The 23968-nt window shown below is 69.2% G+C and carries 19 protein-coding genes; 9 read left to right on the top strand and 10 right to left on the bottom strand.

Annotated elements, in window-relative coordinates:
• Nucleotides 1-17 precede the first annotated feature (17 nt).
• From epsC to LZF96_RS04855, 3 genes are read right to left on the bottom strand one after another with little or no spacing between them, the layout of a single operon-like run.
• Nucleotides 18-629, bottom strand: coding sequence for a serine O-acetyltransferase EpsC (gene epsC / locus LZF96_RS04865; RefSeq protein ID WP_233865932.1), 612 nt, complete (start codon nt 627-629; stop codon nt 18-20).
• Nucleotides 630-649: 20 nt separating this feature from the next.
• Nucleotides 650-3124, bottom strand: coding sequence for an ATP-grasp domain-containing protein (locus LZF96_RS04860; RefSeq protein ID WP_233865931.1), 2475 nt, complete (start codon nt 3122-3124; stop codon nt 650-652).
• Entirely contained in the window at nt 3121-4407 is a 1287-nt protein-coding gene (locus LZF96_RS04855; RefSeq protein ID WP_233865930.1) for an MFS transporter, read from the bottom strand. The genes LZF96_RS04860 and LZF96_RS04855 overlap by 4 nt, the downstream gene beginning before the upstream one ends.
• Nucleotides 4408-4761: 354 nt before the next feature.
• Between LZF96_RS04855 and LZF96_RS04850 the strand changes: the two genes are divergently transcribed.
• The 9 genes from LZF96_RS04850 to LZF96_RS04810 all read left to right on the top strand — a co-directional run bounded on the left by LZF96_RS04850 (nt 4762) and on the right by LZF96_RS04810 (nt 14728).
• Nucleotides 4762-5622 carry a TauD/TfdA family dioxygenase gene (locus tag LZF96_RS04850; protein WP_233865929.1) on the top strand — a complete coding sequence of 287 codons (861 nt, stop codon included), beginning with the start codon at nt 4762-4764 and terminating at the stop codon, nt 5620-5622.
• Nucleotides 5619-6404: an HpcH/HpaI aldolase/citrate lyase family protein gene (locus tag LZF96_RS04845; protein ID WP_233865928.1), complete on the top strand. Its 786-nt coding sequence runs from the start codon at nt 5619-5621 to the stop codon at nt 6402-6404. The genes LZF96_RS04850 and LZF96_RS04845 overlap by 4 nt, the downstream gene beginning before the upstream one ends.
• A gap of 36 nt (nt 6405-6440) precedes the next feature.
• On the top strand, nt 6441-7409 hold the full coding sequence (locus tag LZF96_RS04840; protein ID WP_233865927.1) for a PLP-dependent cysteine synthase family protein: 969 nt from the start codon (nt 6441-6443) through the stop codon (nt 7407-7409).
• Nucleotides 7409-9301 (top strand): asparagine synthase (glutamine-hydrolyzing), encoded by a 1893-nt coding sequence (asnB, locus tag LZF96_RS04835; RefSeq protein WP_308294146.1) that lies wholly within the window; start codon nt 7409-7411, stop codon nt 9299-9301. The genes LZF96_RS04840 and asnB overlap by 1 nt, the downstream gene beginning before the upstream one ends.
• Complete coding sequence (locus LZF96_RS04830; RefSeq protein ID WP_233865926.1) at nt 9298-10347, top strand: PrpF domain-containing protein; 1050 nt, start codon at nt 9298-9300, stop codon at nt 10345-10347. Before asnB ends, LZF96_RS04830 begins: the two co-directional genes overlap by 4 nt.
• Complete coding sequence (locus LZF96_RS04825) at nt 10344-11459, top strand: acyl-CoA dehydrogenase family protein (RefSeq protein ID WP_233865925.1); 1116 nt, start codon at nt 10344-10346, stop codon at nt 11457-11459. Before LZF96_RS04830 ends, LZF96_RS04825 begins: the two co-directional genes overlap by 4 nt.
• Nucleotides 11447-12832 (top strand): dihydroorotase family protein, encoded by a 1386-nt coding sequence (locus tag LZF96_RS04820; protein WP_233866085.1) that lies wholly within the window; start codon nt 11447-11449, stop codon nt 12830-12832. The genes LZF96_RS04825 and LZF96_RS04820 overlap by 13 nt, the downstream gene beginning before the upstream one ends.
• Complete coding sequence (locus LZF96_RS04815) at nt 12829-14004, top strand: FAD-dependent monooxygenase (protein ID WP_233865923.1); 1176 nt, start codon at nt 12829-12831, stop codon at nt 14002-14004. The genes LZF96_RS04820 and LZF96_RS04815 overlap by 4 nt, the downstream gene beginning before the upstream one ends.
• A 397-nt stretch (nt 14005-14401) precedes the next feature.
• Entirely contained in the window at nt 14402-14728 is a 327-nt protein-coding gene (locus LZF96_RS04810; protein ID WP_233865917.1) for a hypothetical protein, read from the top strand.
• 98 nt (nt 14729-14826) lie between these two features.
• On the opposite strand, the gene LZF96_RS04805 is transcribed toward LZF96_RS04810, so the two are convergent.
• From LZF96_RS04805 to LZF96_RS04775, 7 genes are all read right to left on the bottom strand, one after another.
• A complete protein-coding gene (locus tag LZF96_RS04805) occupies nt 14827-15126 on the bottom strand; it encodes a DUF4287 domain-containing protein (protein ID WP_233865915.1) in 300 nt (99 codons plus the stop codon).
• Nucleotides 15127-15998: 872 nt separating this feature from the next.
• The gene (locus LZF96_RS04800; RefSeq protein ID WP_233865914.1) at nt 15999-17240 is read right to left on the bottom strand and encodes a cytochrome P450; all 1242 of its coding nucleotides are present in this window, start codon (nt 17238-17240) and stop codon (nt 15999-16001) included.
• A gap of 82 nt (nt 17241-17322) precedes the next feature.
• Nucleotides 17323-18561: an acyl-CoA dehydrogenase family protein gene (locus LZF96_RS04795; RefSeq protein WP_233865913.1), complete on the bottom strand. Its 1239-nt coding sequence runs from the start codon at nt 18559-18561 to the stop codon at nt 17323-17325.
• Nucleotides 18562-18608: 47 nt separating this feature from the next.
• Complete coding sequence (locus LZF96_RS04790; protein ID WP_233865911.1) at nt 18609-19976, bottom strand: condensation domain-containing protein; 1368 nt, start codon at nt 19974-19976, stop codon at nt 18609-18611.
• A gap of 65 nt (nt 19977-20041) precedes the next feature.
• On the bottom strand, nt 20042-21808 hold the full coding sequence (locus LZF96_RS04785) for a non-ribosomal peptide synthetase (RefSeq protein WP_233865909.1): 1767 nt from the start codon (nt 21806-21808) through the stop codon (nt 20042-20044).
• Nucleotides 21809-22065: 257 nt separating this feature from the next.
• Nucleotides 22066-22866 (bottom strand): TIGR03084 family metal-binding protein, encoded by an 801-nt coding sequence (locus tag LZF96_RS04780; RefSeq protein ID WP_233865907.1) that lies wholly within the window; start codon nt 22864-22866, stop codon nt 22066-22068.
• A 12-nt stretch (nt 22867-22878) separates the two neighbouring features.
• The gene (locus tag LZF96_RS04775) at nt 22879-23922 is read right to left on the bottom strand and encodes an alkylhydroperoxidase (protein WP_233865906.1); all 1044 of its coding nucleotides are present in this window, start codon (nt 23920-23922) and stop codon (nt 22879-22881) included.
• Nucleotides 23923-23968 lie beyond the last annotated feature (46 nt).

Genomic DNA, 23968 nt, shown 5'->3' with positions numbered 1-23968 from the left:
ATTCGGCCATCGGGCACTCACCAACACCCGGCGGACGCGACGGCCCGGAGATCGTCCCGCACCGCCTTCGAGGATCTCGACACCACCGATCCCGCCTTGATCCGGGCCGCAGGCGGCACATCACACATGACGATCGCCATGGCGCCCACCATCGCGCCTTCCCCGACCGTCACCGGCCCGAGCACGGTGACGTTGGTGCCCAGCACGGCGCCGGATCCCACCACCGGATGCCGTCGTGCGCCCGCCGCACGGGAGTTGTCGGTCCACCACCCCACGGCTCCGAGGGTGACCTGCTGATAGATGGTCACATCGTCACCCACCCTCGCGGTCTCCCCGATGACCACCGCGGCACCGTGATCGATGAACACACGTCGTCCGAGCACGGCACCCGGGTGGATCTCCACCCCGCTCCTCCTTCGCGCCCGCATCGCGATCCAGCGCGCGAGAGTGCGCCGGCCCGCGCGGTGCAAGGGGTGGGCGATACGGTGTGACCACACCGCCAACAGCGCGGGATGCCACACCGCCTCCCACGCACTCCTCACCGACGGGTCCCGCTCGACGACGACACCCAGGTCCTCACGGAGCAGGCCGAACAGTCCCCCGCGCGGTGTGACGTCTCCCCCGCTCATCGACTCGTTTCCTCCCATTGTCATCGAACCTCGATTCGTATCTCTTCACGGATCAAGCGCTCGCACAGTTCCACGGCGGCGGTCGTGTCGAAAGCGCGGACCGCGACATGGCCGAGGCGGTCCCAGTTGTCCGCGGGGGGCCTGGTCCGCCTGCCCGGCCGCGCGGACACGGAGGAGGTGATGACCTCCGGACGAGCCGCGATCCGGTCGGCCCCGTGAACGGCCGTCACCACCCCGTGGGTCCCGGTCAGGAACCGTACGCAAGCACCGGCGAGGGGGCCCGGCGGATGATCCGGCATGTCCATCAGACCGAGGGAGTGGGCTGCCGACCAGGCGGGCAGGTCGATCCCGTAGGCCGCCGCGACCAGCTCGATGATGAAGTCCCCACCCATTCGATTGTGCGACTCGATCACCACCGGTCCACGGTCGCTCAACCGAATCTCGGTGTGGCTGGGGCCGTCCAGGACACCCATGACGCCCAGGTGTTCCTCGACGGCGGCGACGATCCGGGCGTGATCGACCGTGGAGAGACGTGCGGGAACCGCGTGGCCGAGTTCGGCGAAGTGACCGCTGCCGACGAGCTTCTCCGTGATCGCCAGAACGTGGTGCCGTCCGTCGAAACCGAATGCCTCCACACTGAACTCCGGGCCGTCGATGTACTCCTCGGCCATGAATTCCGTCACACGGAACAGGGTGGAGCCGCGGTCGGTGCGGGTGCCGAGCAACTTCTCGACATGTCGCCACGCCCGGTCGAGGTCCTCCTCGGAGGTCACCCGGGTGACGCCGAAGCCGGCTGTGGTATCGGTCGGCTTGATGATGAACGGGTAGCCCGCCCGACGGCCGAAGTCCTCCAGTGAGGCACGGTCGGTGATGGTGGAGAACGCGATCGACGGAGCGCTTCCCTTCGCCGCCAGGTGCTGACGCATGAGCATCTTGTTCCGCATTCGGACGCTCACCTCGTGACGACGTCCGTCACCCTGGCCGAAGAGATCGGCGAGTCGTGCCGCCGGGCTCAGGCCGCCTTCCGTGAGGGAGGTGACGATGTCCCATGAGTAGACGCGTCGGGCCGCCTCCGCGAACGGGAGCAGGGTCTCCCAATCCGTGTAGTCGACCACCAGCAATACGTGCGCGGCTTCGGTCTGATAGGGGGTGAGCTTGTCGGGGTGCTGGAGCAGTACGACCCGGGCCCCGAACCGGGTGTATGCCTCCAGGTGCGCGTCGACACCGCCGATCAGCAGGACCGTGCGGTCCGTCACCGCGTCCGCCGCGGGGCCCGGTACCAACGCGGGCACGATCAGGGAGCGCACCGTCTCGACACGTTCGGCGGCCTGCTCCGGGGAGTCCGCGGTCAGGATCACGAATCCGTGGCGGGTGAAGGAGTCCTCGGTGACCGGCATTCGGTCACCGGCGGCGAACGGAAAGTGAAGGGTGTCCACGAATGGGAACCCACGAACCTTCTCCAGTTCGGGGGAGACCTCCGCGATGACGCCCGGGGGGAAGCCGAAGAAGCCGACGGTCGCGCTTCGCGTCGCTCGGACCTCCGGCACTTCGGTCCCCGCCAAGGTTCGGAACACCTCGGCCTCGATGTCGAAGTCGGCGGCGAGGCGGATCAGCGCGGGGATCCGGTCTCCGCCGATGCGGGTCTGGGATTCGATGATGCGGGGGCCCGAGGATGTGAGCACGACCTCCGTGTGGGCCGGGCCGAAACGGTAGTCCGCCAGGTCGAGCAGTGAGGTGACCAGAGTGGTCAGGGCCTCGGCATCGACCTCGGGCAGGGGCGCGGGGAACACGTGGCCGGTCTCGATGAACCCCGGCGCGCCGGTCGTCCGCTTCGCGGTGATGCCGATGACGTGGTGTTTCCCCTCGACTGTGAGGGTTTCGACACTGAATTCGGGCCCCTGGAGATACTCCTCCACGACGTAGGGGCCGCCGTGGCCGCCGGTCGTGACGCGATGTCGCCACCGGTCGATGTCGGCCGGGTCACGAAGCAGCGCCACCCCACGGCTGCCGGAGAGCGCCGCCGGTTTGACGATCACCGGCAGACCCAATCCGAGTGCCGCCTCGCCCACGTCCCCGACGTCGCCCACGGTGACCGCTGCCACCGGTGACAGACCTCCGCCGTTGAGCAGGGCGCGCATCTCCGACTTGTCGTTGATGCGTCGGATCGAGTCCGGGTGGTTGGGGCTCAGACCCAGCTCCCGGGCACGGGTGACCACCGGGAGCTGGATGTCCTCGTTCCCGAGGCAGAGCACGAGCTCGATACGGTGTTCGGCTGCCGTTCCGGCGATCAGGTCACCGAGGGCACGGGTGTCGGTGAAGTCGGCGAGAAGCAGTTCCCGTGAGTTCTCCGCGACCTGATCGAGGTATTCGGCGGTCTGCATCGTCGGATCCCAGATGGACCAGACGTCGAATCCGGCGTCCGTCGCCTTCCGCGCCAACTGCTGGTAGGGCATGACCATGAGCAGCCGGCGGCGCGGGGTGTCGGAGGAAGTCATGAGTCGATCCGTTCGTCCGTGACCGGGGAATTCTCTGCCTGCGTCCGCTCGGGGGCACGAGCGGTATGGCGCAGCACCAGGTGGTACAAGAGCGCCGCGAGGGCGCCGCAGATCCCGAAGAGAACGCTCATCGCCGCGGGAGGCAGCAGGGCGCCGAGAGTGACACACAGGGAGGCGATGACCAGGCCGGCTCGAGCGTTGAAGGTGTAGACGGCCATGTAGCGGGTGCGGGAGGCGGGGGGGATGTGGTTGGCGAGGAGGGTTTGTCGCACGGGTACGCTCGCGATCTCTCCCACGGTGAGCACGACCGCCGCCAGCAACAGGACACGACCGTCATTACTGACCGCCCACACCATGTAGCCCAGGGTGAACATGGCGAGGCCGGCATGGAGTCGTAGGCGCTCGGAGAGACGGCCCAGGAGTTTGCCGGAAACCAGGATCAGCAACACGACCAGGGCCGCGTTCACCGCACGGAGAATGCCGAGCATGCTGACACCGTCAACGGTGAGCTCCCACCCTCCACCGGAGAACAGGGACTGTTCGGGGAAGTCCTCGGCGAGCCGGACGGCGATGTAGTAACCGATCTGCATCTCGACCATGGTGATCAACACGGCGGCATAAAATATCTTGTGGAAAACGCGGTCGCGTACGACGACCCGGTAACCATTGACCAGGGCACGGACCCCGGTTTCGACTCGTGGCCCCGACAGAGGGGCCGACTCCGTGATCAGCCAGACGGTCACCACGGTGGTGAGGAGTGACAACACCGCGGCTCCGCCCAGCAGGTGCGGGAAGAAGTCACGGTAGAGAAAACCGCCCAGCAGTGCTCCGATGGTGAAGGCGAGGTTGGTCGCCCAATAGTTGATCGTGTAGACCAGCGTACGGTTCTCCGGGGTGGAGACATCCACGATCATCGCCTCGGAGGCGGGGGTGGCGGACTGGGAAAGAATGATGTTCAACAGGAAGAAAAGGTAGATCGCGATCCCGTTGTCCCACCACGGGGACGCGGCCAAAGCGAGTCCGGCGAAAGTGATCGTGGCGCCGAGTTCCCCGCCCACCATCAGCGGCTTGCGACCGTAAAGATCAGCCAGGTGCCCGCCGAGGAGATTGGCGAGGATCCCGCACACGGCGACCACAAGAACCAGGAGCCCGGCCGTCACGGCGCCGTAGAGCTCGGCGAACCGGATGGTCATGAGCGGCATCAACATAATGCCCAGGAGGCGCTGCACGAAACCGATGCCGATCCGCAACCGAATATTCGGATGCAGTTGACGAAGGACCACGAAATCTCCCTGTCGAGCGCCACGGGTCGAATGGGCAGACATCCGCCTCATGGGCCGCCCGCCGGAAGCATGGTAATTCATACGGACGCGAAGCGGTACCGGGTTCCCAACGAAATCAACTGCCCGTTACGCCCCACCTTGGATATATTTACAGGGTGATGCGCAACCCGCGATAATGTGAACTCGCCTAAGTCGTAGAGTTGGTTGACAAGTCGACCGGGCAATGCTCTACTCGGCTCGCCCATTCGCCGGGTGCAAGCGTGACTTGCCCATTCCCAATTATCTACCCGGAGCGTCGACGCCATGTCGGCAATTACCACACCCTTCTGCAGACGATCACGAAGGACGTGTTAGGTGGCTGGCTTCAACGTAAGAAAGACAGGCGGAAACATAGGTGCCGAGGTTACCGGTGTGGATCTCGGAGTCACCATTTCGGACGCGGTGGCGCGACAGATACGCCAGGCGTTTCTCGAGTACAAGGTCCTGTTCTTCCGGGACCAGGAGATCGACGACGAGCGGCAGTTGGCCTTCGCCGGGCTGTTCGGGGATCTCACCCATCGACACCCCATGATGCGCACGGCAGAGGGCTCCCCGCAGGTGATCCCCGTGGACGGCGAGGACCAACGCGCCAACCACTGGCACACGGATGTCAGCTTCACCCTCGTCCCATCGCTCGGGACCACGCTGCGCAGTGTCACGCTCCCCCCGTACGGGGGCGACACCCTGGTGGCCAACGCCGCTGCCGGTTACCGCGATCTGCCCGGAGAGTTGCGGGAGATCGCCGATCGGCTGTGGGCCGTGCACACCAATCATGCCGAGCAACCGCGGCTGGGGACCGAACGGGGCGAGGCGGTACGGTCCGCCTTTCTCGTCAAGCGCTACGAGACCGCCCACCCCGTGGTGCGGGTTCATCCCGAGTCCGGTGAACCGTGCCTCTTCCTCGGCGGCTTCGCGCAGTGGCTGGTGGGAATGACGGTGCGCGATTCCCGCCCGATCATCGATGTCCTCCAGTCGTACGTGCGCAGACCCGAGAACACCGCTCGGTGGTCCTGGCGGCCCGGCGACGTCCTCGTCTTCGACAATCGTTGCACCCAGCACTACGCGGTCAACGACTACGGCACCCACCCACGTGTCCTGCATCGTGTGTCCATCAACGGGGATATCCCCGTGGGCCCGGACGGCAAGATGAGCTACATCATCCGGGAGGGCGAGTGAGCGCCCCCTCCCCCGCGGACTTCGCGAGGCGACTCCGCGGTCGTGAACAACTGCTCGGCTACTGGGTGGCGTGCGACAACCCGGTGGGCACCGAACGCCTCGCCGGGCTCGGCTACGACTACATCGGGGTCGACGGGCAGCACGGCGTGATGCACCAGCCCGGGTGGCAGTCCGCGATGATGGCGGTCGATGCCCGCGGACGCGCGGCCGGCGTCATCCGGGTGCCCTCGGCCGACCCCGTGGTGATCGGCACCGCGCTCGACACCGGCGCACGAGGGGTGATCGTACCGATGATCGAGACCCCCGAAGAAGTACTCACCGCCGTCCGGGCCTGTCGCCACCGGCCCGATGGACGGCGCAGTCTCAGCGGTCCGGTGCGTGCGGAAATCCGTCTCGGCGGTGTTCCGGCGGACATCGACCGTCAGGTGGCCTGCGTTGTCATGATCGAGACGGAATCCGCTCTGGAATCCATCGACTCGATCTGCGCCACCCCCGGACTGGACGCGGTCTACGTCGGACCGGCCGATCTGTCGGTGGCTCTCGGCGCACGGTACTTCGGCGATCCGCGTACGGCGACGGCGTTGGAGACCGCTCTCGAACGGATCGTCGTCGCGGCCGAGCACGCCGATCTCGCATGCGGCATCCACTGCCTGGACGGGGAGTCCGCCGCCAAGCGCCTCGCGCAGGGCTTCACCTTCGCCACCGTCTCCAGTGACATCACCCATCTCCAGCAGGTGGCCCTGGAGCATCTCGAAGCCGCTCGAGCCCGAACCACCCCGTAATCGTCCCGCTGTCGAGTCAGTCCACCCGGGGAAGCCATGGCCCATCAGCCCTTGACCACCGGTCGCGACCACGGCCCGCTCTCGGCCGAACCCATCGCGCAGTCCGTCGCCGACCTGATCGGCCGAACCCCTCTGCTCACCTTCACCGTGGACGGCGTGGATCCGTCGGTACGGATGCTGGCGAAGCTGGAAATGCTCAACCCGCTGTCCAGCGTCAAGGACCGGGCCGCGCGATGGATGGTGCTGGAGGCGGAACGGACCGGTCAACTGCCGTCCACCGGCGGCACCGTGATCGAGTGCTCGTCCGGGAGCACGGGCATCTCCCTGGCCGCGCTGTGCGTGCCCCGCGGGCACCGCTGTGTCATCGTGATGCCGGACAACGCGACCGAGGAACGGCGTTTGCTGCTGAGGGCGCTGGGCGCGGAGATCGTGCTCGTGCCGCACGAGGACGGGCTGCTCGCCGCCTGGGCGGTGGCCGAGGAGTTGCAGCGCGGCATCCCGGGGTCGTGGGTCCCCCATCAGGATCGCAACACGGCGAACGTCCTCGCCCACTACACCACCACCGGACCGGAGATCTGGGCCGATACCGGGGGTCGGGTGGACGTTCTGGTCGTCGGCGTCGGGACGGGGGGCACGCTCAGCGGCACCGCCGGATTCCTCAGGGAACGATGTGACGTGCGGGTGGTGGCGGTGGAACCGGAGCGCTCGGCGGTGCTCAGCGGAGGTGAGGGGGGGCCACACGGCATTCCCGGTATCGGAGCCGGTTACATCTCCGAGATCACCGACCTCGACCTGATCGACGAGGTCGTGACCGTCCCCGACGAGGTGGCCGCGGAAAGCGCCGCGCGTCTCACGCGCTCGCTGGGCCTGCCGATCGGTATCTCCTCCGGGGCCGCGGCCTGGGCGGCCGGGGAGACCTGTCGGCGGGCGGCCTCCACCGGGCTGACCGTGGTCACGATCTTCCCCGACACCGGGGAGCGGTACCTCTCGACACAACGCGACTAGTGGCGCGGAGCACGTGGACCACCGTTCCCGGGTCGGTACCGGGCGCGGGCAGCCGTTTGGAGGGGGAGAGCATGTGCCGTGTCTTCGGCTACTTCAACGCCGCTCGCACCGACTTGACGGAAGTGGCGTTACTGCAACGGGCCGGTGGCCCCGATCGAACCACCGTGTGCCACGGTGACCGTTGGGGAATCGGATCGAACCGGCTCGCCGTCATGGCCCCGGAGGGAGGGCAACAGCCCTACACCCTCGGGCCGGACAGCGGTATCCGGGTGGTTTTCAACGGTGAGCTCTACAACCACGATGAGCTCCGGAAGCGGCTGGAACGACGTGGCCACCGCTTCGACGACCGATGTGACGGCAACGTTCTGCCGGCGCTGTACCAGGAGTACGGCGAGGACTTCACCGACCACCTCGAGGGCATGTACGCCGTGGCGATTCTCGACACACGCTCCACGCCCGTCCTCGTCCTGGCCACCGACCACGCGGGAATGAAGCCGTTGTACTACCGGTACGACTCGACATCGGGGGCGGTGTACTTCTCCTCGGAACTGCCGGCGATGCTGGCGTTCGACGATGTCCCCACCCGCCTGTGGGAGCCCGGCCTGGACCACTACCTGGCGACCCGCACCCCGTTCGGCGAACGGACGATGGTGGAGGGGGTCCGCGTTCTCCCACCCGCCACCACGGCGGTCTGCCGGCTCGGTGGGCCGCTGCGGCTGCGGTCCCGAGGTGACGTGGAATCCCCTGCCCCGCCCACCGACGAAGAGGAAGCCGCGGTGGTGTTGCGGGAGACCCTGCGGCGGGAGGTCGGCCGTCTGCTGGTCGCCGACGTGCCCGTGGCACTGATCGTGTCCGGTGGTCTGGACTCCAGTCTGGTCACGGCGTTGGCGGCGGAACGCGGGCCGGTGCACGCCTTCAACATCGCCTACCGCGGGAAGTGGCCCTTCGACGAGCGTCATTTCGCCCGGGAGGTGGCCGACCGGTCGGGTGCCGTCTTCCATCAGGTGGAAGCCGATCCCGTGCTTCTGCCCGAGTTGCTGCCCGCCACCGTGCGACGGATGGGGCAGCCCAACGCGGATCCGATCACCGTCAGCAGTCTGGTGCTGTTCCGCGCGGTACGGGAAGCCGGCTACACGGTGGCGCTCACCGGGGACGCGGCGGACGAGGTGTTCGGTGGTTACGCGCGAATGCGGCAGGCGTTGGCACACGGCGATGGTTGGGAGACCGGTTACCTCGACGCGTTGGCGGCGACGCCCGAGGCACTCCGTCGAACCCTGTACACGGAGGAGTACCGCGCCGAGTTGACGCGATACGGGGAGGATCCGCTACCGCCCGGGGCACGCGCCGATCTACTGGAGGGCCCGGGCGGCCCACTGGAGCGGATGACGGAGTTCGAGCTCCGGCACCGGATGCCGGCCTACCACCTGCGTCGCGTGGACCACCTCAGCATGGCCAACTCTGTCGAGGTACGACTTCCCTACTGCCAGCCGTCGATCATGGCGCTCGGTCGTGCGCTGCCGGATCGGATGCGGATCCGGGACGGAAAGGTCAAACGTGCCCTGTTCGGGGCCGCCGGAGGACTGCTGCCGACGACGGTACTGACCCGGCCCAAGCAGCCCTTCACACTGCCGATCACGGCGATGCTCGTCCCGGGGAGCCCGTTGTGGTCGTTCACCCGCGACGTCCTCTCCCCCGACGCCCTGCGGCGGTGCGGTCGATTGCGCGCGGAGGAGGTGACGCGGCTCTTCTCCCGACAGGCCGATCGTCCCGACGACACGACGGCACTGACGCTCTGGGCCCTCACGGTTTACCACCTCTGGCTGGATCAGCTCCGGGACCACGGGGCCGAACGAGGCGTCGGAGCCCCGGGCGGACCGGTGACGGTCTCGTGATCGGGCATCTGGCATACGCCGAGGGGAGCCCGTGCCCGACATTGGTCCTCGACTCCCGCTACCTTCCCGATGACGACACGCGGTTGCGGGAGGTCCTGACCGGGATTCGGCACGAGCTGATGTCGTGGGGTGGCGACCACATTCTGAAGATCGCGTTGATCCGGCCGTCCGACCATCCGATGTTCGATCTCGATTACCGCTTCGTGCAGGCCCTTCCGGGCGCCGCGGACCGATTCGAGTTGCGCGGCTCGTGCGGTCACTCCGTGTTGGCCGCAGTGGCGACGGCCTCCCGCGCGGGTCTGCTGGCTCCCCTGTCACCGGGAACGCGCGTACGGGTGCACGTACTGAACAACGGTGACAGCGTGGTCTGCGAGGCCGACCGGGTGGAACGGGACGGCGCGTGGTTCACGGTCCGGTTCGTCCACGTGTCCCCCACTCCACTGCGTCGGCTCCTGATGACCGGACAGGCGCTCACGGTGGTCGAGACCCCCACGCGGCGCCATACCGTTTCGCTGGTGAACGGCGCCAACCCGTACGTCTTCGTGGACGCCCGCGCCCTCGGGGTCCGCGATGCGGACGCGCTGTTCGCCGGTGGGGACGACCTCGCGGTGGGCCTGGAGACGATCCGGGGCGCGGCGACGGATGTCCTGGGCTGGCCGAGAGTGGGGACCTTCCCGAAGATCGCCGCGCTCATCCCGGACGAGGGGAAACTCGCCGTACGGGCGCTGTCGGTACCGAGTTGGCATCCGACGATCGCGCTGACCGGGGCGGTCTGCCTGGCGGCGGCGGTGGCCATACCCGGCACCATTCCCCGGGGACTCGCCCGGGAGGCGGAGGCCGACGGGGCTTCGGTCGGTATCCGCACTCCCGGTGGGGAAACCCGGACCGCCTCCGTGGTGACGGAGGGGCCGGAGGGCGATGCGCTGCTGTGGACCTCGGTGATCGGCAAGCAGGTGACGCTCCTGGGCTCCTGTGCCCTGGAGCACTTCGGCCACATGTTCAGCAAGGAGGCAGCCCGATGGCTGGAACTGTCGGTAAGCGCGTGACGAGCACGCTCTCCCCCGAGGTGCGAGCACAGTTCCGGGAAGCCGCGGCGAGCAGCGCGCACACCGCGACGGTCGATCGGGCGGCGCTGGTCTCGTTGCGGGAATCCGGTCTGCTGGCGACGGCGGTACCGGAGCGGTTCGGCGGAGCCGGGGGTGACGGTGCGGCGATCAACCGGGTGGTCACGGAGATCGCCACCGTCAATCCGTCACTGGCGATCATCGCCTTCCAACACTTCGCGGTGACCTCCCGGATCTCGGAATGGGGAACGGAGGAACAGCGTCATCGGCTGCTGCCCCCGTTGGCGGACGGTCGACTCCTGGCCGCGTCGGCGTGGAGCGAGCCGAACGCCGGGGCGGCGAAACAGAACGTGTCGAGTACGGCCGTGCTCCGCGCCGATGGCACCTGGTTGCTCAACGGGGCGAAGTCCTTCGCCACCGGGGCGGGTGTCGCCGACATCTACCTCGTCCTGGTGCGCACCGAGACCACCGACGATTTCGGCGCCGAGGGGCAGCGGGCCCACTACGGGGCCTCCGGACAGTCCTTCTTCCTGGTGTGGGGAACGAATCCGGGGCTGCGGCCGGACACCGGGCCGGTGCTGGCGGGCATGCGCGGCTCGGCGACGGGGTTGATCGAGCTGGTGGAGTGCGTGGTACCGCGGGAGGACCGGTTGGGGCCCCTCGGTGAAGCGGCCGAGATCATCGCCGGGGTACGGCGTACGGGAGCCACGCTGGGCTCGGTGGCGCTCGGAGTCGCCGTGGAGGCGTTTGACCTGGCGGTCGAACACGCGGAACGGCGGGGCCTGTTGAGCCTTCCCACGGTCCGGCGGCATCTGGTGGAGCTCTCGGTGAAGCTGGAGTCGGCCCGGGCGATCGTGACCCTGGCGGGTGCCCGCTCCTCGGCCGATCCGGGCGCGACGACACTTCGCAGCAAGATCCACGCGACGGAAACGGCGGAGGAGATCTGCATGGATGTGGCACGGATGCTCGGCTCGACCGGGTATCTCTCCGATCACCCGGTGGCGAGGATGATCGCGGACGTACGGGGGGTGGCACTGATGGGGCCGACGAACGACCTGTGCCGCACACTGCTGGCGGCGACATGGGAGCGGTGATGGAGGACATCCCGGATCTGGTGGTGCGGGCCCGACGTATGGTGACCCCGGAAGGGGTGCGACCGGGATCGGTGTCGATTCGCGGCGGGATGATCACGGAGGTCGGCCCCGCGGAGGCACCGGTGCCCGCCGGGGTACGGGTGATGGACGCCGGTGAGGATTACGTGCTTCCCGGGCTCATCGATTCCCACGTGCACTTCCGTACGCCGGGGCTGACGGCGAAGGAGGACTGGCCGCACGGAAGCCGGGCTGCCGTGGCGGGTGGGATCACCACCGTCATCGACATGCCCAACACGGTCCCGCCGTCCCTGTCCGCGGAGGCGTTGGCGCAGAAGGCCGCGATGGTGGCCGGTACATCGCTGGTGGACCACCGGTTCCATATCGGGGTCGATCCGGACCACCCCGAGCTGTTGGCGGACCTCGACCCCCGGGTGGCGACGAGCGCGAAGATCTTCATGGCCGGGCACCACACCGCCCCCACCGTGATGCGCGACGCCGCACAGTTGGAGAAGGCGTTCCGGGCGGCGGCCGAGGGCGGGGTGCAGTTGGTCCTGCACGCCGAGGACAACGCCCTGTTCGAATTGCTGGACGGGTGGCGGGGGGAGCCGTCCGGTTACGACGCCTACGAGCGGGCCCGCCCGCGCAGCGGTGGCATCGTCGCGGTGGCGAAAGTGATCGAACTGGTGCGGCGCCACGGCACCCGAGCACACATCCTCCACCTGTCCAGCGTGGAGGAGGCCGACATGGTGTGCGCGGCCCGGGCGGCAGGGTTGCCGGTGACCTTCGAGGTGACGGGACACCACCTGTCGTTCACCGACCGGGACACCCGCCGGTACGGGGCGCGTACCCGGCTGTCCCCCTCGATCCGGGGGCGGGCGGACCAGGACCGGCTGTGGGAGGCCCTGCGGACGGGTGACGCGACGACCGTCGGTAGCGACCACGCTCCGCACACGGTGGAGGAGAAGACCCGCGGGCCGGTGGATTCCCCCCCGGGCCTGCCCGGCGTCCAGGAACTGGTCGACGCGCTGTGGACCGGGTCACGGCGACGATGGCCCGCGGAGGATCCCGACACCGCGGTGTCCCGGATGGTTCGGCTGCTCGCCGAGGAACCGGCACGGCTGTTCCGCCTGCCCGGCAAGGGGCGGATCGAGGTGGGGGCCGACGCCGATCTGGTGTTCTTCGCCCCCGACGAGCCCTGGATGCTGTCGGCGGGCCACGTGCAGTCGAAGTGCGGGTGGTCGGCCTACGAGGGCTGGACGTTCTCGGGTCGGGTGCGGCGGACCCTGCGAGCCGGACGAACGGTGTGGGACTCCCGAACCGGAGAGTTCGGCACCCATGACGGTCGTCTGCTGGGCACGGTGGGACCCCGGTGAACGATCGCATACTGATCGCGGGCGGAGGGATCGCGGGTCCGGCCACGGCGGTGGCGCTGGGCCGGCGCGGCCTGCGGGTGACGGTGGTGGAGCGGGCTCCGGCCATCGCCGCCGTGGGATCGGGCCTGGTGCTGTATCCCAACGGCATGCGGGCGGTGGACGCCCTCGGCGAGGATATCGGCGCGCTGGTCAGGGCGGCGGGGCATGTCGTGGGGCCCGGGGAGAGCCGACTGATCCTCGGGGCCTCGGGGGAACTGCTGACCGAAGAACCGATCGGCGAGGTGCCCGCCCGGCTCGGTTCGCCCCAGGTGTCGTTGCTGCGCGGGACGCTCCAGGACATCCTGTGGAGGGAGGCGCGCCGGGCCGGCGCGGAGGTCCTGTTGGGCGGATCGGTGATCGGATACGCGCCCGCCCCGGAGGGCGTCCGACTCCTGCTGTCGGGGGGTGAGGAGGTCCGGGGGGCCGCCCTGGTGGGGGCCGACGGCCTGTGGTCCCCGACACGGGGGCGGATGCTCGGCGTTCGGCCTCCCCTCTACCGCGGTTACACCTCCGTGCGAGGACAGACCGACCGCTCCCCTTTCGGCACGCGGTCGGTGGTGCTCAACGGCCGGGGGGCGCAGATCTTCGTGGCGCCGGTCGGCGACGGGAAAGTGTACTGGACGGCCAAAATCACCGCGGACGAGGGGATGTGGCCCGCGCTGAGCCGTCGCGCGGCGATGGAGCGGCTCCTCTCGCTCACCCGGGCCTGGTCCGGACCGGCGGCCGATCTGGTGCGGAGCAGCGACCCGGAGGATCTGACGGTAACGGACATCCACGACCGCGACCCGGTCCGGCAGTGGACCGACGGGCCGGTGGTACTGGTGGGGGACGCGGCACATCCGATGGTTCCGGCGCTGGGCCAGGGCGCGAACCTGGCGCTGGAGGACGCGGTGGTGCTCGGCTCCGTCTTGGGTGGGAAGGACACGCTCCGGGACATGCCCCGGGCGATGCGCCGGTTCGCCCGCCTCAGGGTGCCGCGCGCGGAACGCGTCGTACTCGCCTCCCGGGCCCAGGGGTCGATGGACCAGGGTGACGGCGACCGCGAGGCCGCGCGACGCGACGAGCGAACGCGCCGGAGCGGACGCAAGGACGCGCCGGTGACGGATGTGTGGGATTGGCGGCCCGAGACGTGAGCGGAACCGTCGGGGCACGGCGCGGGAGAGTCCCCTCCGCGGAGCGGGATGGAGGCCGCGGTGTCGCCCGAGGGCGTGAGGGTGAGCGGCTCCCCGCTCGAACGGTCGTCCCCCTCCACCGTGGTGGCCCGGTGCACGGCCGCCCGGGTGACGGTGATCGAGGGGCCCGCGAACCATCGGGCACGCGCCGCGGAACCGGCCGACCCCCGCCGGGGTCGTGATCGGTGGTGGTGTGGGTCGAGCCGAGACCGGAGCGGGATCGGCTGCGATCGATGCCCACCGAGGTGCCGTGGCCGGTTCGGGCCCGTGCCGCGTCGTTCGCTCCCGCGTCGGCCGGGCCTCCGCTGATCGGACCGGTAGGACCGTACATATTCCCTTCACCACGAGAGGTGATCCGATGACCGACTTCCGATGGTACGAGTTGACGGCGGAGCTGGGTCCGGTGTGGCGTGACTCCAACATCCGCACGGGGCCGTCCCTGTCGCACGCGATTGTCGAGGTGCTCCTGCCGGATCCGGAGGTCTCCCACCGCGTCGAGGGGTGGACACGTGGTGACGAGGTGGTCGAAGGTGAGAACCCGACGGGTGTGATCACCAGCGATGTGTGGATCCGGATCGGAACCGACCGGTGGTCCAGCGCCGTGAACTTCCATCCCGACCGGGTGGCGGAGTTGCTGCCGGACGTGGCGCCGGTGGTCGTGCCGCACGCCTCCGCCACGGGGTGAGCACCATCGCGCACATGCTTCGGTGAGCGGATCGTGGCCGGGACGGCGCGACCCGCCCACCGGCATCGGATGGGCGGGTCGCGTCCGCGACGGCGGGATCAGCCCTGACGATTCGGGTTGGTGGCCTTACCGTCCAGCCACAGGGTGTCACTGTCGTCCCGGTGCGTTCCCGAGCTTCCGACATGCTTTTCGGAGATCTTCGCGCCGTTCTTGACGACGTGAACGATCGCCATTCCGTGACCGCGACCGAGATTGTAATCGGCCTTCAACCACTCGAGAATCGTCCCGGCCTTGGTCGAAGGATCCGAGTACCCCTTCTCTTCCGCGATCTCCATGAACTGTCGCGGCGTCAGGCCGGTCTTGTCCTCGATGTTGTCAAGATACGCCTGGAAAGACATCTGCCACGCTCCCAAGTGAACCAACGGGGAAATTCGCCGACCCCGGTGCCGGACGCGGGTCGACCATCGAACGCGCCGGCCCGGGATTCGACCCCCACATCCAACCACATCCGTTATTCCTTCACACCGTCGACGCGGCACCCGCCCACCCGCGGCTCCGAGGACGGTACCTGTCGGCCGCTTCGCCCCGAAACCACCCCCGGGATGCTCCGACCTGTCGGTCAACCTGTCCTGTGGAGAGGTGAGTTGACGGCAGGGCGGGTTCACGCTGCCCCGGATGTCACGGTCGCGGTGATAGCCGACCGATCCCGCGAGGGCTCGGAGTCGATGACGGACAAGGTGTGCAGGCGGAGGAATTCCCCGATTGTCCACCCCCTCCCGGGTTCGTCCCGCGTCAGGCATCACGATCACGGAAGAGATGTCACGACGGGAGATTTACGGCGCGCCCCGCCCGTCACACCAAATACCATCTCGAGGTTCCCCGATGCCCAAACCCCCGGAGCTCCGGGACACCCTTCGAGGAAGAATTGGATACCGTATTTTTTCGCTTTCCTTCCGTTCCTCCGAATCACTTCCGGGTACCGCGCCGGGGCGGGCGAGGTGATGGACGTCTCGATCCCGGCGCACCCGTGCGGGCCCGTGGGGCGCCCCGCCCACGTGGATCACCGGACGCGCCGAAACCGGATCGGGTTCGAACCCGATCCGGTTCGGTGGCGGTGTCCCCCGTGCCCCCTGCTCCGACGGACGACCGCGGCGCGAGGGACGGGAGACCGCCCCCGGCCTTTCCCACACGGCGCACGCCGTGCCCGGAACCGTGGACCGTCCCGCGTGGTCGGGGACGGCCCGGGTCCCCTCGGGAGGGGGTTCCCCGGTCAGGGCCGGGCCTGCACCCGCGCGTTCAGACGAACCGGCAGAGTGCGGTGTCCGTTCATGATGAAGGTGGGCAGCGGCCGCAGTTCGTCGGTGGAGACGGCGAGCGAGAGATCGGGGAAACGCTCGAAGAGTCGGGACAGGCCGGTACGGGCCACCAGACGCGCGACACCCACGCCGAGGCAGTAGTGCGGACCGTGGCCGAACGAGAGGTGCTCCTTGTTCTCCCGGGCGAGATCGAAACGGTCGGGGTCCTTCTCGTGCAGTTCCGGGTCACGGCCAACGGCACTGTAGTTGACCAGGATGGGGTCGCCCCGGGGGATGGTGACGCCGTCCAGTTCCAGATCCTCCACCGCGTAACGCAGCGGAAGGTGCGCCAACGGCGACTCCACCCGCAGGGTCTCCTCGATGACGTCGTCCCAGGTCGCCCGCCCGGTGCGGATCAGCTCCAGCTGGGTCGGGTCGGACAACAGCGCGGTGATGGCGTTGTCGAAGAAGTTGATCGTGGTTTCCGATCCCGCGCCCAGGATCGCGAAGATGGTGTCGGTCAGCTCGTCCTCCGTCAGCCGGGAACCATCCTCGTCACGCGCCGCGACCAGGTCGCTGGTGATGTCCTCCCCCGGCTCACGGCGCTTCTCCGCGATCAGATCGGCCATCGCACCGCGCCAACCGACGAGCACCGCCTGTGCCTCGGCGGGGGTGAGCGTGGTGTCCACCATCGCGTCGATCACCTTGGCGGTCTTGGCCCGGGCGTCCTCGGCCATGCCGATGAGATCCGCCACCAGCCGGGCGGGCAGCGGGTACGCGAACCGTTCGCGCAAATCGACGACCTCACCGGGCGGGGTCTGTTCCAGGGCGTCCAGGAGCTGGTCGGTCAGCTCCTCCACCCGCGACCGGAAAGCCTCCGTACGGCGTGGACTGAACGCCTTGCCGACCAGTCGGCGAAGTCGCACGTGATTCTGACCGTACGCGGTCACCATGTTGTCCATGGCGACCCAGCTGATCAGCTCCCAGTCCGGCGGTATCTCGCCGTTGATGAAGGCGGGCCAGTGGTTGCGCGCGCTCTTGGTGACACGTGGATCGCCGAGCACGCGCTTGATCACGTCGTGGCGGTTGAGGGACCAGGCACGTATCCCTCCGGGCAACTCGACCGCAACCGCGGGGCCCGCGGTACGCAGCGTCGCGGTCTCGCCGTGGAGGTCGCTTCCGGTGGTGTCCAGGGTGAAGGGGCAGCCTTGAGTCATGTTCCGTCCCGGGTGAGTCGGTGGTGAGAGATGAGAGATGAGAGATGAGAGATGAGAGGTGAAAGGTGAGAGGTGAGGGAGGTCAGGGCAGGAGGCCGAAGTGCGCCATCGCCAGTTCACGATTGGCATGGGTGGCGAGGAAGACCCCGTTGCCCAAGTGGCTGTGCACGGTGGAGAGATCGCGCCAGACGCGCTCCAGACGCTCTCCCCGCCGGATGGCGCCGGACCCGGCGGTCGGAAGGAGCTGGCCCTCCACCGCCCGCCAGGCGAGACGGACCGCCTCCCGGCTGATCAGAGCCAATCGGAGTTCCCGTTCCCGGGTGAAGGCTCCGGCGCCCTCCTCGCACATGGCCTCCCACTGACGGACCGCGTCCGTCATCGCGGCGTCCGCTGCCGCGATCATGCCGGTGGCGGTCCCGAAACGGAGCTGGTAGTCGGGGTCCTCCGTCCGCGGCACGATCGGCGGGAAGGATGTGGACCGGGCGCGCATCAGATCCGCGTAGGCGTCCAGAGCCCCCCGGGCCATTCCCGTGGCGAGCACACCGAGTTCCAGGAGCATGAACCCGAGCGGTCCACCACCGTAGTACGGGCCGTGCAACGCCCGGCCCGGGGTGTCGTCGGTGACCTGGATCCGGCTGAGATGACCCACGAGAGTGTGCCGGTCGGGTACGACGACACCGTTCAGCCTGATGCTGTGGGACCCACTTCCGCGCAGCCCCAACTGATCGCCCCAGTCATCGAGACGTTCGAAGGCGGAACTCGGGACGACGAACATCAGCGGCAGCGGCGGCCCGTCCGGATCGGGGCCGGGAACGAGAGTGTGACCGATGAAGTGAGTGGCATAAGGCGCGCCGGAACAGTAGCCCCACGTCCCCTCGATCAGCCAGCCGTGGTCGGTGCGGGTCGCCGAACCGGACGGGGCCACGGTCGCGGGGCAGATGAAGTCCCCCTCCGCGAAGAGCTCGTCCTGGACCTCCTCGTCGAAGAGCGTGCCCGCCACCAGGGCGTGGGCGGCGCCGAAGAGATACATCCAGGCCGTCGAGGGGCAACCGCGTGCCAATTCGGTGGCGATTCGCATGAAGGTGCTCGGGCCGAACTCGTACCCCCCGTACCGGCGGGGCACCAGAACCCGGTAGAAACCGGCGTCGCGGAACTCCTCGTGGAGGTCGGCCGCGTAGTAGCCGCGCTCCTCGGTCTCCCCCTGGCGTTCCACCAGGCGCACGGCGATGGAGCGGGCGCGGGCGATGGCCTCTTCCTCGGTCAGGTCGGGTTCGGGAAGTGGGGGGGCACCGGTCACGGTGCCCGTGGATGTGGTGGTCATGATGACTCGACCTCGCAGGATCGGGAGGGTGTCGGTGGAATGGGGGTTCAGGCGGGTAGTTCCTCGTCGGGGGTCCGTACCAGCGCTCCGAGGTGGCGCCGGAAGTCGGTGATCAGGCCGGCGACGGTCGATGTGTCGTAGCGGTTGTGGTCGAACTTCAGACTCCCGACGATTTCCCCGTCGTCCAGGAGGTCCAGCGCCCACAGGGCTCCGTTGGGAATCGCGGAGCTCACCCGCTGGGAGATCGTGCGACGCCTCATCTCGGTGACCTCCCACCCGTCACCGGTTTCGTTCCCGGCGGCGAACGGCGCGTGGAGCATCTCGAAGGCCGCGACGGCCCGGCCCGGGTCGGCGAACGGGGCGAGCAGGCCGGGGTTGTCCCGGGCGATGTGGGCGAAGGGGATCTCGTGCTGATAGGCGCCCAGGCAGGCGGTGCGAGCCCCCTTCAGCACGTCACCATGGGTGGTGCAGTGGGTCGTGTCCACACTCACGGGGACGAAGTTGAAAAAGGGTCCCACACAGTCGGCGAACCGTTCCTCCCAGCGTCCCGCGGAGAAGGTGGGGAAGACGACACTCCGGGTTCCGGTGCGCTCGCGCAGCAAGATGACGTAGGCCGCCGCCAACACCATGAAGGGAGTGCCGCGTACCGCCCGGGCCCGGGCCGTGACGTCGTGCGACAACTCCTTTCCGAGTGCGAAGCGTTCGACGCCGTAGTCGCTCGGGAGACTCTCGTCGTGTGGCCGGTCGGTGGGGAGGCCGGTGATGACGGCCTTGTCCAGCCGACTCTGCCAGTAGGCGCGGGCCCGACGGACCGTGTCGGTGGCCCCGCTCTCCTGTTGGAGGAGGGCGAACTCCCGGTACTGCATCGAGGGTTCGGGATCCGTGGCCCCCCCGTCGTCCGCGTAGGCGGCGAACAGGTCGCGCGCGATCACCTGGAGGGACCAGGCATCGGTGGAGGTGTGATGAGTGGCGAGCACCAACACCGCGTCATCGGCGGTGAACCGACCGACGAAAGCCCGCAGGTGGGGGCGGTCGGTGACCGGGAAGGGCGCCGCGTCCACGGAGTTCAGGAATTCCTCGGCCGTGGTGTCCCGGTCCACGGCGACGTCGAGTTCCGTCACTTCCAGCGTGACGGCGGTGGCCGCCAGGACCCGCTGATAACCGCCCTCGCCGTCCGCGACGATCTCGGTGCGCAGCGCCTCGTGACGTCGGACCACCTTGTCGAGTGCCCCCTGCAGACGACCGACCTCCACTCCCCCTCGGATACGCCAGGCGCCGACGAGGGTGTGTCGGTGACCGAAGGCACCGTCCTCGAGGCCCCGGTCGAACGATCTCAGGAACTCCTGATTGAAGGAGAGCGGTACACGGGTGTCCGTTCCGGGAGGAACGGCGGTTGACGGAGGGGTGGGAGGCATGGTGTCCCTTTCTCGGTGACCGGGGCACCGTCTCGGGCAGCGCCCGGTACGGCCCGGATTCCTGATCAGTGACCGGGCTTTTCGCACGTGGACAGGAAGTGCTCGAGCTCCGCCGGGGTGGAGTGGCCGAAGATGTCGGCGACCTCGGCGACCGAACCGAGCTCCCGTTCGAGCCGCGCGACCAGTCGGATGGCCTGGAGGGATTGACCACCGAGATCGAAGAAGTCGTCGTCGGCGCCGACCGAGGGCACCGCCAGTACATCGGCGAACAGTCGGCACAGGTCCGCCAGCCGTCCCGATGTCGGAGCCCCGTTCCCGGTGGGAGTGGTGACGGGCACCCCGGCCGACGCACGCAGCGCCGCACGATCGATCTTGCCGTTGGTGGTCAGCGGGAGCCGGTCCACCACCCGGATCGAGGAGGGGACCATGTAGGAGGGCAACAATCGCTCCAGGTCCACACGCAGGGGGGCGGGCCGGCTCGGGTCACCGAGCACGACAAAGGCGTGCAGACGACGATCGTCGGGGGCGCCCGCCCCGTCATCGACGACCACCGCCGCGCCGGCGACGGCGGCGTGAGCGGTGATCGCGTGCTCCACCTCGGCGGGCTCCACCAGGTAGCCGCGAATCTTCACGCGGTCGGTGGTGCGCCCCACGAACTCCAGTCGACCATCGGCTCCGCACCGCATCAGGTCACCGGTACGGTACAGGCGATCCGTCGCGGCCCCGTGGGGATCGACCACGAACCGCTCGGCCGTGAGATCGGGTCGGCCGAGATAACCACGAGCCAACCGGGTTCCCCCGACGAAGAGTTCACCCACCTCGCCATCGGCCACCGGGTTCAGGTTCTCGTCCAGCAGTCGGGTGGTCACGCCATCCATCGGAAGACCGACGGGTACCGGTCCGCTCGGCGGACGCCGGGCGGTCATCTCGCACTGCGCGGCGAACGCGACGAGCTCGGTGGCTCCGTAGGTGGCACGAATGGTCACGGCGGGACAGGCGTCCAGTACGGCGCGCACCGCGGTCGGCGTGACCACATCGCCGCCGGTCAGGATCTCCCGCACCGGCGCGAACATGTCGGGTGCCTCCCGGGCGAGAACCCGGAACAGACCGGCGGTGACGTGCAGCGCGGTGATCCGTTCGTCGGTGATCAGGCGCCGGACGGTCCGGACATCGGGTTCCCCGGGCGGGGCGAGCACGACGCTGCCCCCGTTCAACAGGGGAACCCAGAGCTCGTAGAGGGAGACCCCGAACGCCTGCGGGGCCAGGGAGAGAATCCGGCGGTGCGCGTCCCCCCAGACCCGGTCGGAGGCGAAGGCCACAACACCGGCGTGGGTGATCTCGACCCCCTTGGGGCGCCCGGTCGAGCCCGAGGTGTGGATGACGCAGGCGAGGGTGTCGACGTCGGGGTGGAATCCGGGATCCCCGGCGGGCGCGGCATCGGTGGCGGCCTCGGCCATCTCGATCACCGTAACCGGGACCGATGGCAGTCCCCGATCGCGGGTGGCGGCGTCGGTGACCATGACGGCGCAACGGGCGTCGTCCACGATCCGGCGGTTCCGGGCGATGGGATGGGCGGGGTCCAGGGGAAGATACGCGGCCCCGGCCTTCAGCACCGCCAGGGCTGTGGCGATGGCGTCCGCGGAGCGTTCCATGAGGACCGCCACCGGTTCACCGGGACCGACGTCGAGGGAGAGCAGGCGGTGGGCGAGGCGATTCGCACGTTCGTCCAGTTCCCGATAAGTGAGTACGGAGTTCCCGGATACGATGGCGGAGCGGTCCGGTGTGTCGGCGACCTGCTCCGCGAAACGCTGATGGATCGACGTGTGGACCACGGGTGTTGTCCCATCGCTGTGTGTCGGTTCCGTGACGCCGGGGTGCTCCCCCGGAGCGTTGTGGAACATTCGCACGCCGCCCGGGAGAGCGGCATCTCCTGGATTGCCGAGGGGTGTTCGTCGCGGCCGCGGGGACGCCCGGACCGATCCTCGTGACCCCGGGGGGTCGGCCCCCGGGGTCACCGTGACCGGTACCGGGCCGCCCCGGGGCGGCCCGGTACCGGTCACGAGGGACGGGATGGGCTCCGGCAGCCGGATCAGACCGACGCCGTGAACTGCCCCGGCTGCCGTCCCCCACCGGGTGCGCCCCGGTAGGCCTGCGCGATGTCGAGCCACCGGTCCGCGACCGGCCCGGTGGCCACCAGCTCCAGGTCCGCCCGGTGCCGACGCCGGGTGACGAGGAGACAGAAGTCGTGGGCGGGGCCGGTGACCTTGTTCCGCGCGTCCTCGGGCCCGTGGGCCCATATCTCACCCGACGGGCTGGTGACCTCGATGCGCAGGGGTTCGGTGGGTGGTGTCAGTCCTCGCGCGAGGTAACCGAAGTCCCGGGTGAGCGACGCGAACCACACGAGGTGGTACAGGCGGTCGGTGGGCTCCCGCCGCACCGACAGGGCGTCCGCGATGTCCTGCCCGTGACCGAACACCTCCATGATGCCCGCGGCCGCGAGCACCGACGGCGGCAGCGGGTTCACCAGCCAGGGCACGGTCCGGTTCGCGGGCACGGCGGCCAGCGCGTCCACCGAGGTCCTCCCGAGAACCCGGTAGCGGGTCAGCAACTGCTCCGGTGGGAAGTCCCGGAAGCGCAGGAGCGCCGAGTGGACGGCGCCCTCGAAGTCCTCCGCGGCTCCTTCCATCATCTCCGCGAAGGCCGGGGCGTCGGAGGCCGCGGTTCCCGCCAGGTGAAAGATGAAGGTCAGGTGGGCGATCTGGTCGGCGATGGTCCAGCCGGGGGCGGGAGTCGGGGTGAGCCACGTGTCGTCGTCCAGGTCGGCGGCCAGTGCGGCCGTCTCCTCGATGTCGGTGGCGAGGTCGGAGAGTATCTCGTCGAGGGGTTTCACGGGGGCCTCCTGCTACTGCGTCGGGGTGGGCACGGGATGATCGGTGTGGGGACGTGGGGGCAGTCGGTGGGCGACGTTCCGCGCGGCGGTCATCGCCGCCCAGGCCGCGACCTCGATCAGCGCCCCGTCCTCGGGGTGCAGAGCCCGGAACGCGGCGATGTCGTCATCGGTGACCCGGGGGGCGGCGAGCGCGACGAGGAGTGCCAGCCGGGCGACCGGGCGGTCGGGAGCCGGAAGTCGGGTGGTGGCTTCGGAGAGCCAGCCGCGACCGAGGGCCGGTGGGGCCCCGGCCCGGTCGGCCACCTCTGCCTCGACCACCTCGCGCACCGGGGCGGACACCCGGGTGGCGGCGTCGTCGATGGCCGCGATCGCCCCGGCCAGGGCCCCGGCGACGGATGGTTCCGATTTTGCCCACTCGAACTCCACCGGGAGCGGCGCGTCGGCGAGGAGGCCCGGGGAGGCGCCCCGGCTCGCCGGTGTGGCGTCACGGACCATCGCGCCCGCGAGCGTGCGGATGATCGCCCGACGGCCCCCGGCCGGGGCCGCGGCCGGGACGGAGGACGGCGGAAGGAAGATCTCCACCATGCGGTTGAGGTAGTGGAAGGTGATGGCGGTGCCGAGGATCTCCGGGCTGTCGGAGGCGGCACACGGTGCCGGCGCGAGCCGGCCGGGCTCGGCAGTGGATCGGGCCCAGTCGGCCAGGGGCCGGAAGGCCTCACCGGTGGTTCCCGCCAGCACGTCGGTCGCCGCCCGATGGATCTCGACGCAGTAACCGCAGGCGTTGCCGGCGGAGACACCGGTGGCCACGGCCTCTTTCGCCCCACGGTTCACCCGTCCGGAAACCACGAGTGTCTCCCGCAACAGTGACCAGCAGGCCGCGAGCACCCGCGGGGACGCGGAGTGCAGGGAGACGGGTGGGGCGATCAGGCCGAAGTCCCTCTTCAACTGCCGGTAGACGGCGGCCGTCAGGGCATCGGCGCGGGAGGGGGGTACCACCGAGACGTGTCTGACCCGGGTGGGGCCGGCGAGCATGAGGAGACTCAGGAGCGGCCTCATCGCGTGCCCCCCGCGCCGTTCCCCGGCCGGTCGTCGGGCCGGTCGG

The sequence above is a fragment of the Streptomyces sp. ST2-7A genome, assembly GCF_021390475.1.
Lineage (GTDB): Bacteria > Actinomycetota > Actinomycetes > Streptomycetales > Streptomycetaceae > Streptomyces.
Note: the sequence above shows the minus strand (reverse complement) of the source record. Positions and strands in the feature narration are given on the sequence as shown.

Bases quoted from the DNA above. Each gene is read 5' to 3' on its own strand.
- LZF96_RS04860 (WP_233865931.1), bottom strand. From the start codon at position 3,124: ATGACTTCCTCCGACACCCCGCGCCGCCGGCTGCTCATGGTCATGCCC.
- LZF96_RS04820 (WP_233866085.1), top strand. From the start codon at position 11,447: ATGGGAGCGGTGATGGAGGACATCCCGGATCTGGTGGTGCGGGCCCGA.
- LZF96_RS04805 (WP_233865915.1), bottom strand. From the start codon at position 15,126: ATGTCTTTCCAGGCGTATCTTGACAACATCGAGGACAAGACCGGCCTG.
- LZF96_RS04795 (WP_233865913.1), bottom strand. From the start codon at position 18,561: ATGACCACCACATCCACGGGCACCGTGACCGGTGCCCCCCCACTTCCC.
- LZF96_RS04775 (WP_233865906.1), bottom strand. From the start codon at position 23,922: ATGAGGCCGCTCCTGAGTCTCCTCATGCTCGCCGGCCCCACCCGGGTC.
- LZF96_RS04840 (WP_233865927.1), top strand. From the start codon at position 6,441: ATGGCCCATCAGCCCTTGACCACCGGTCGCGACCACGGCCCGCTCTCG.
- LZF96_RS04790 (WP_233865911.1), bottom strand. From the start codon at position 19,976: ATGCCTCCCACCCCTCCGTCAACCGCCGTTCCTCCCGGAACGGACACC.
- epsC (WP_233865932.1), bottom strand. From the start codon at position 629: ATGAGCGGGGGAGACGTCACACCGCGCGGGGGACTGTTCGGCCTGCTC.
- LZF96_RS04800 (WP_233865914.1), bottom strand. From the start codon at position 17,240: ATGACTCAAGGCTGCCCCTTCACCCTGGACACCACCGGAAGCGACCTC.
- LZF96_RS04810 (WP_233865917.1), top strand. From the start codon at position 14,402: ATGACCGACTTCCGATGGTACGAGTTGACGGCGGAGCTGGGTCCGGTG.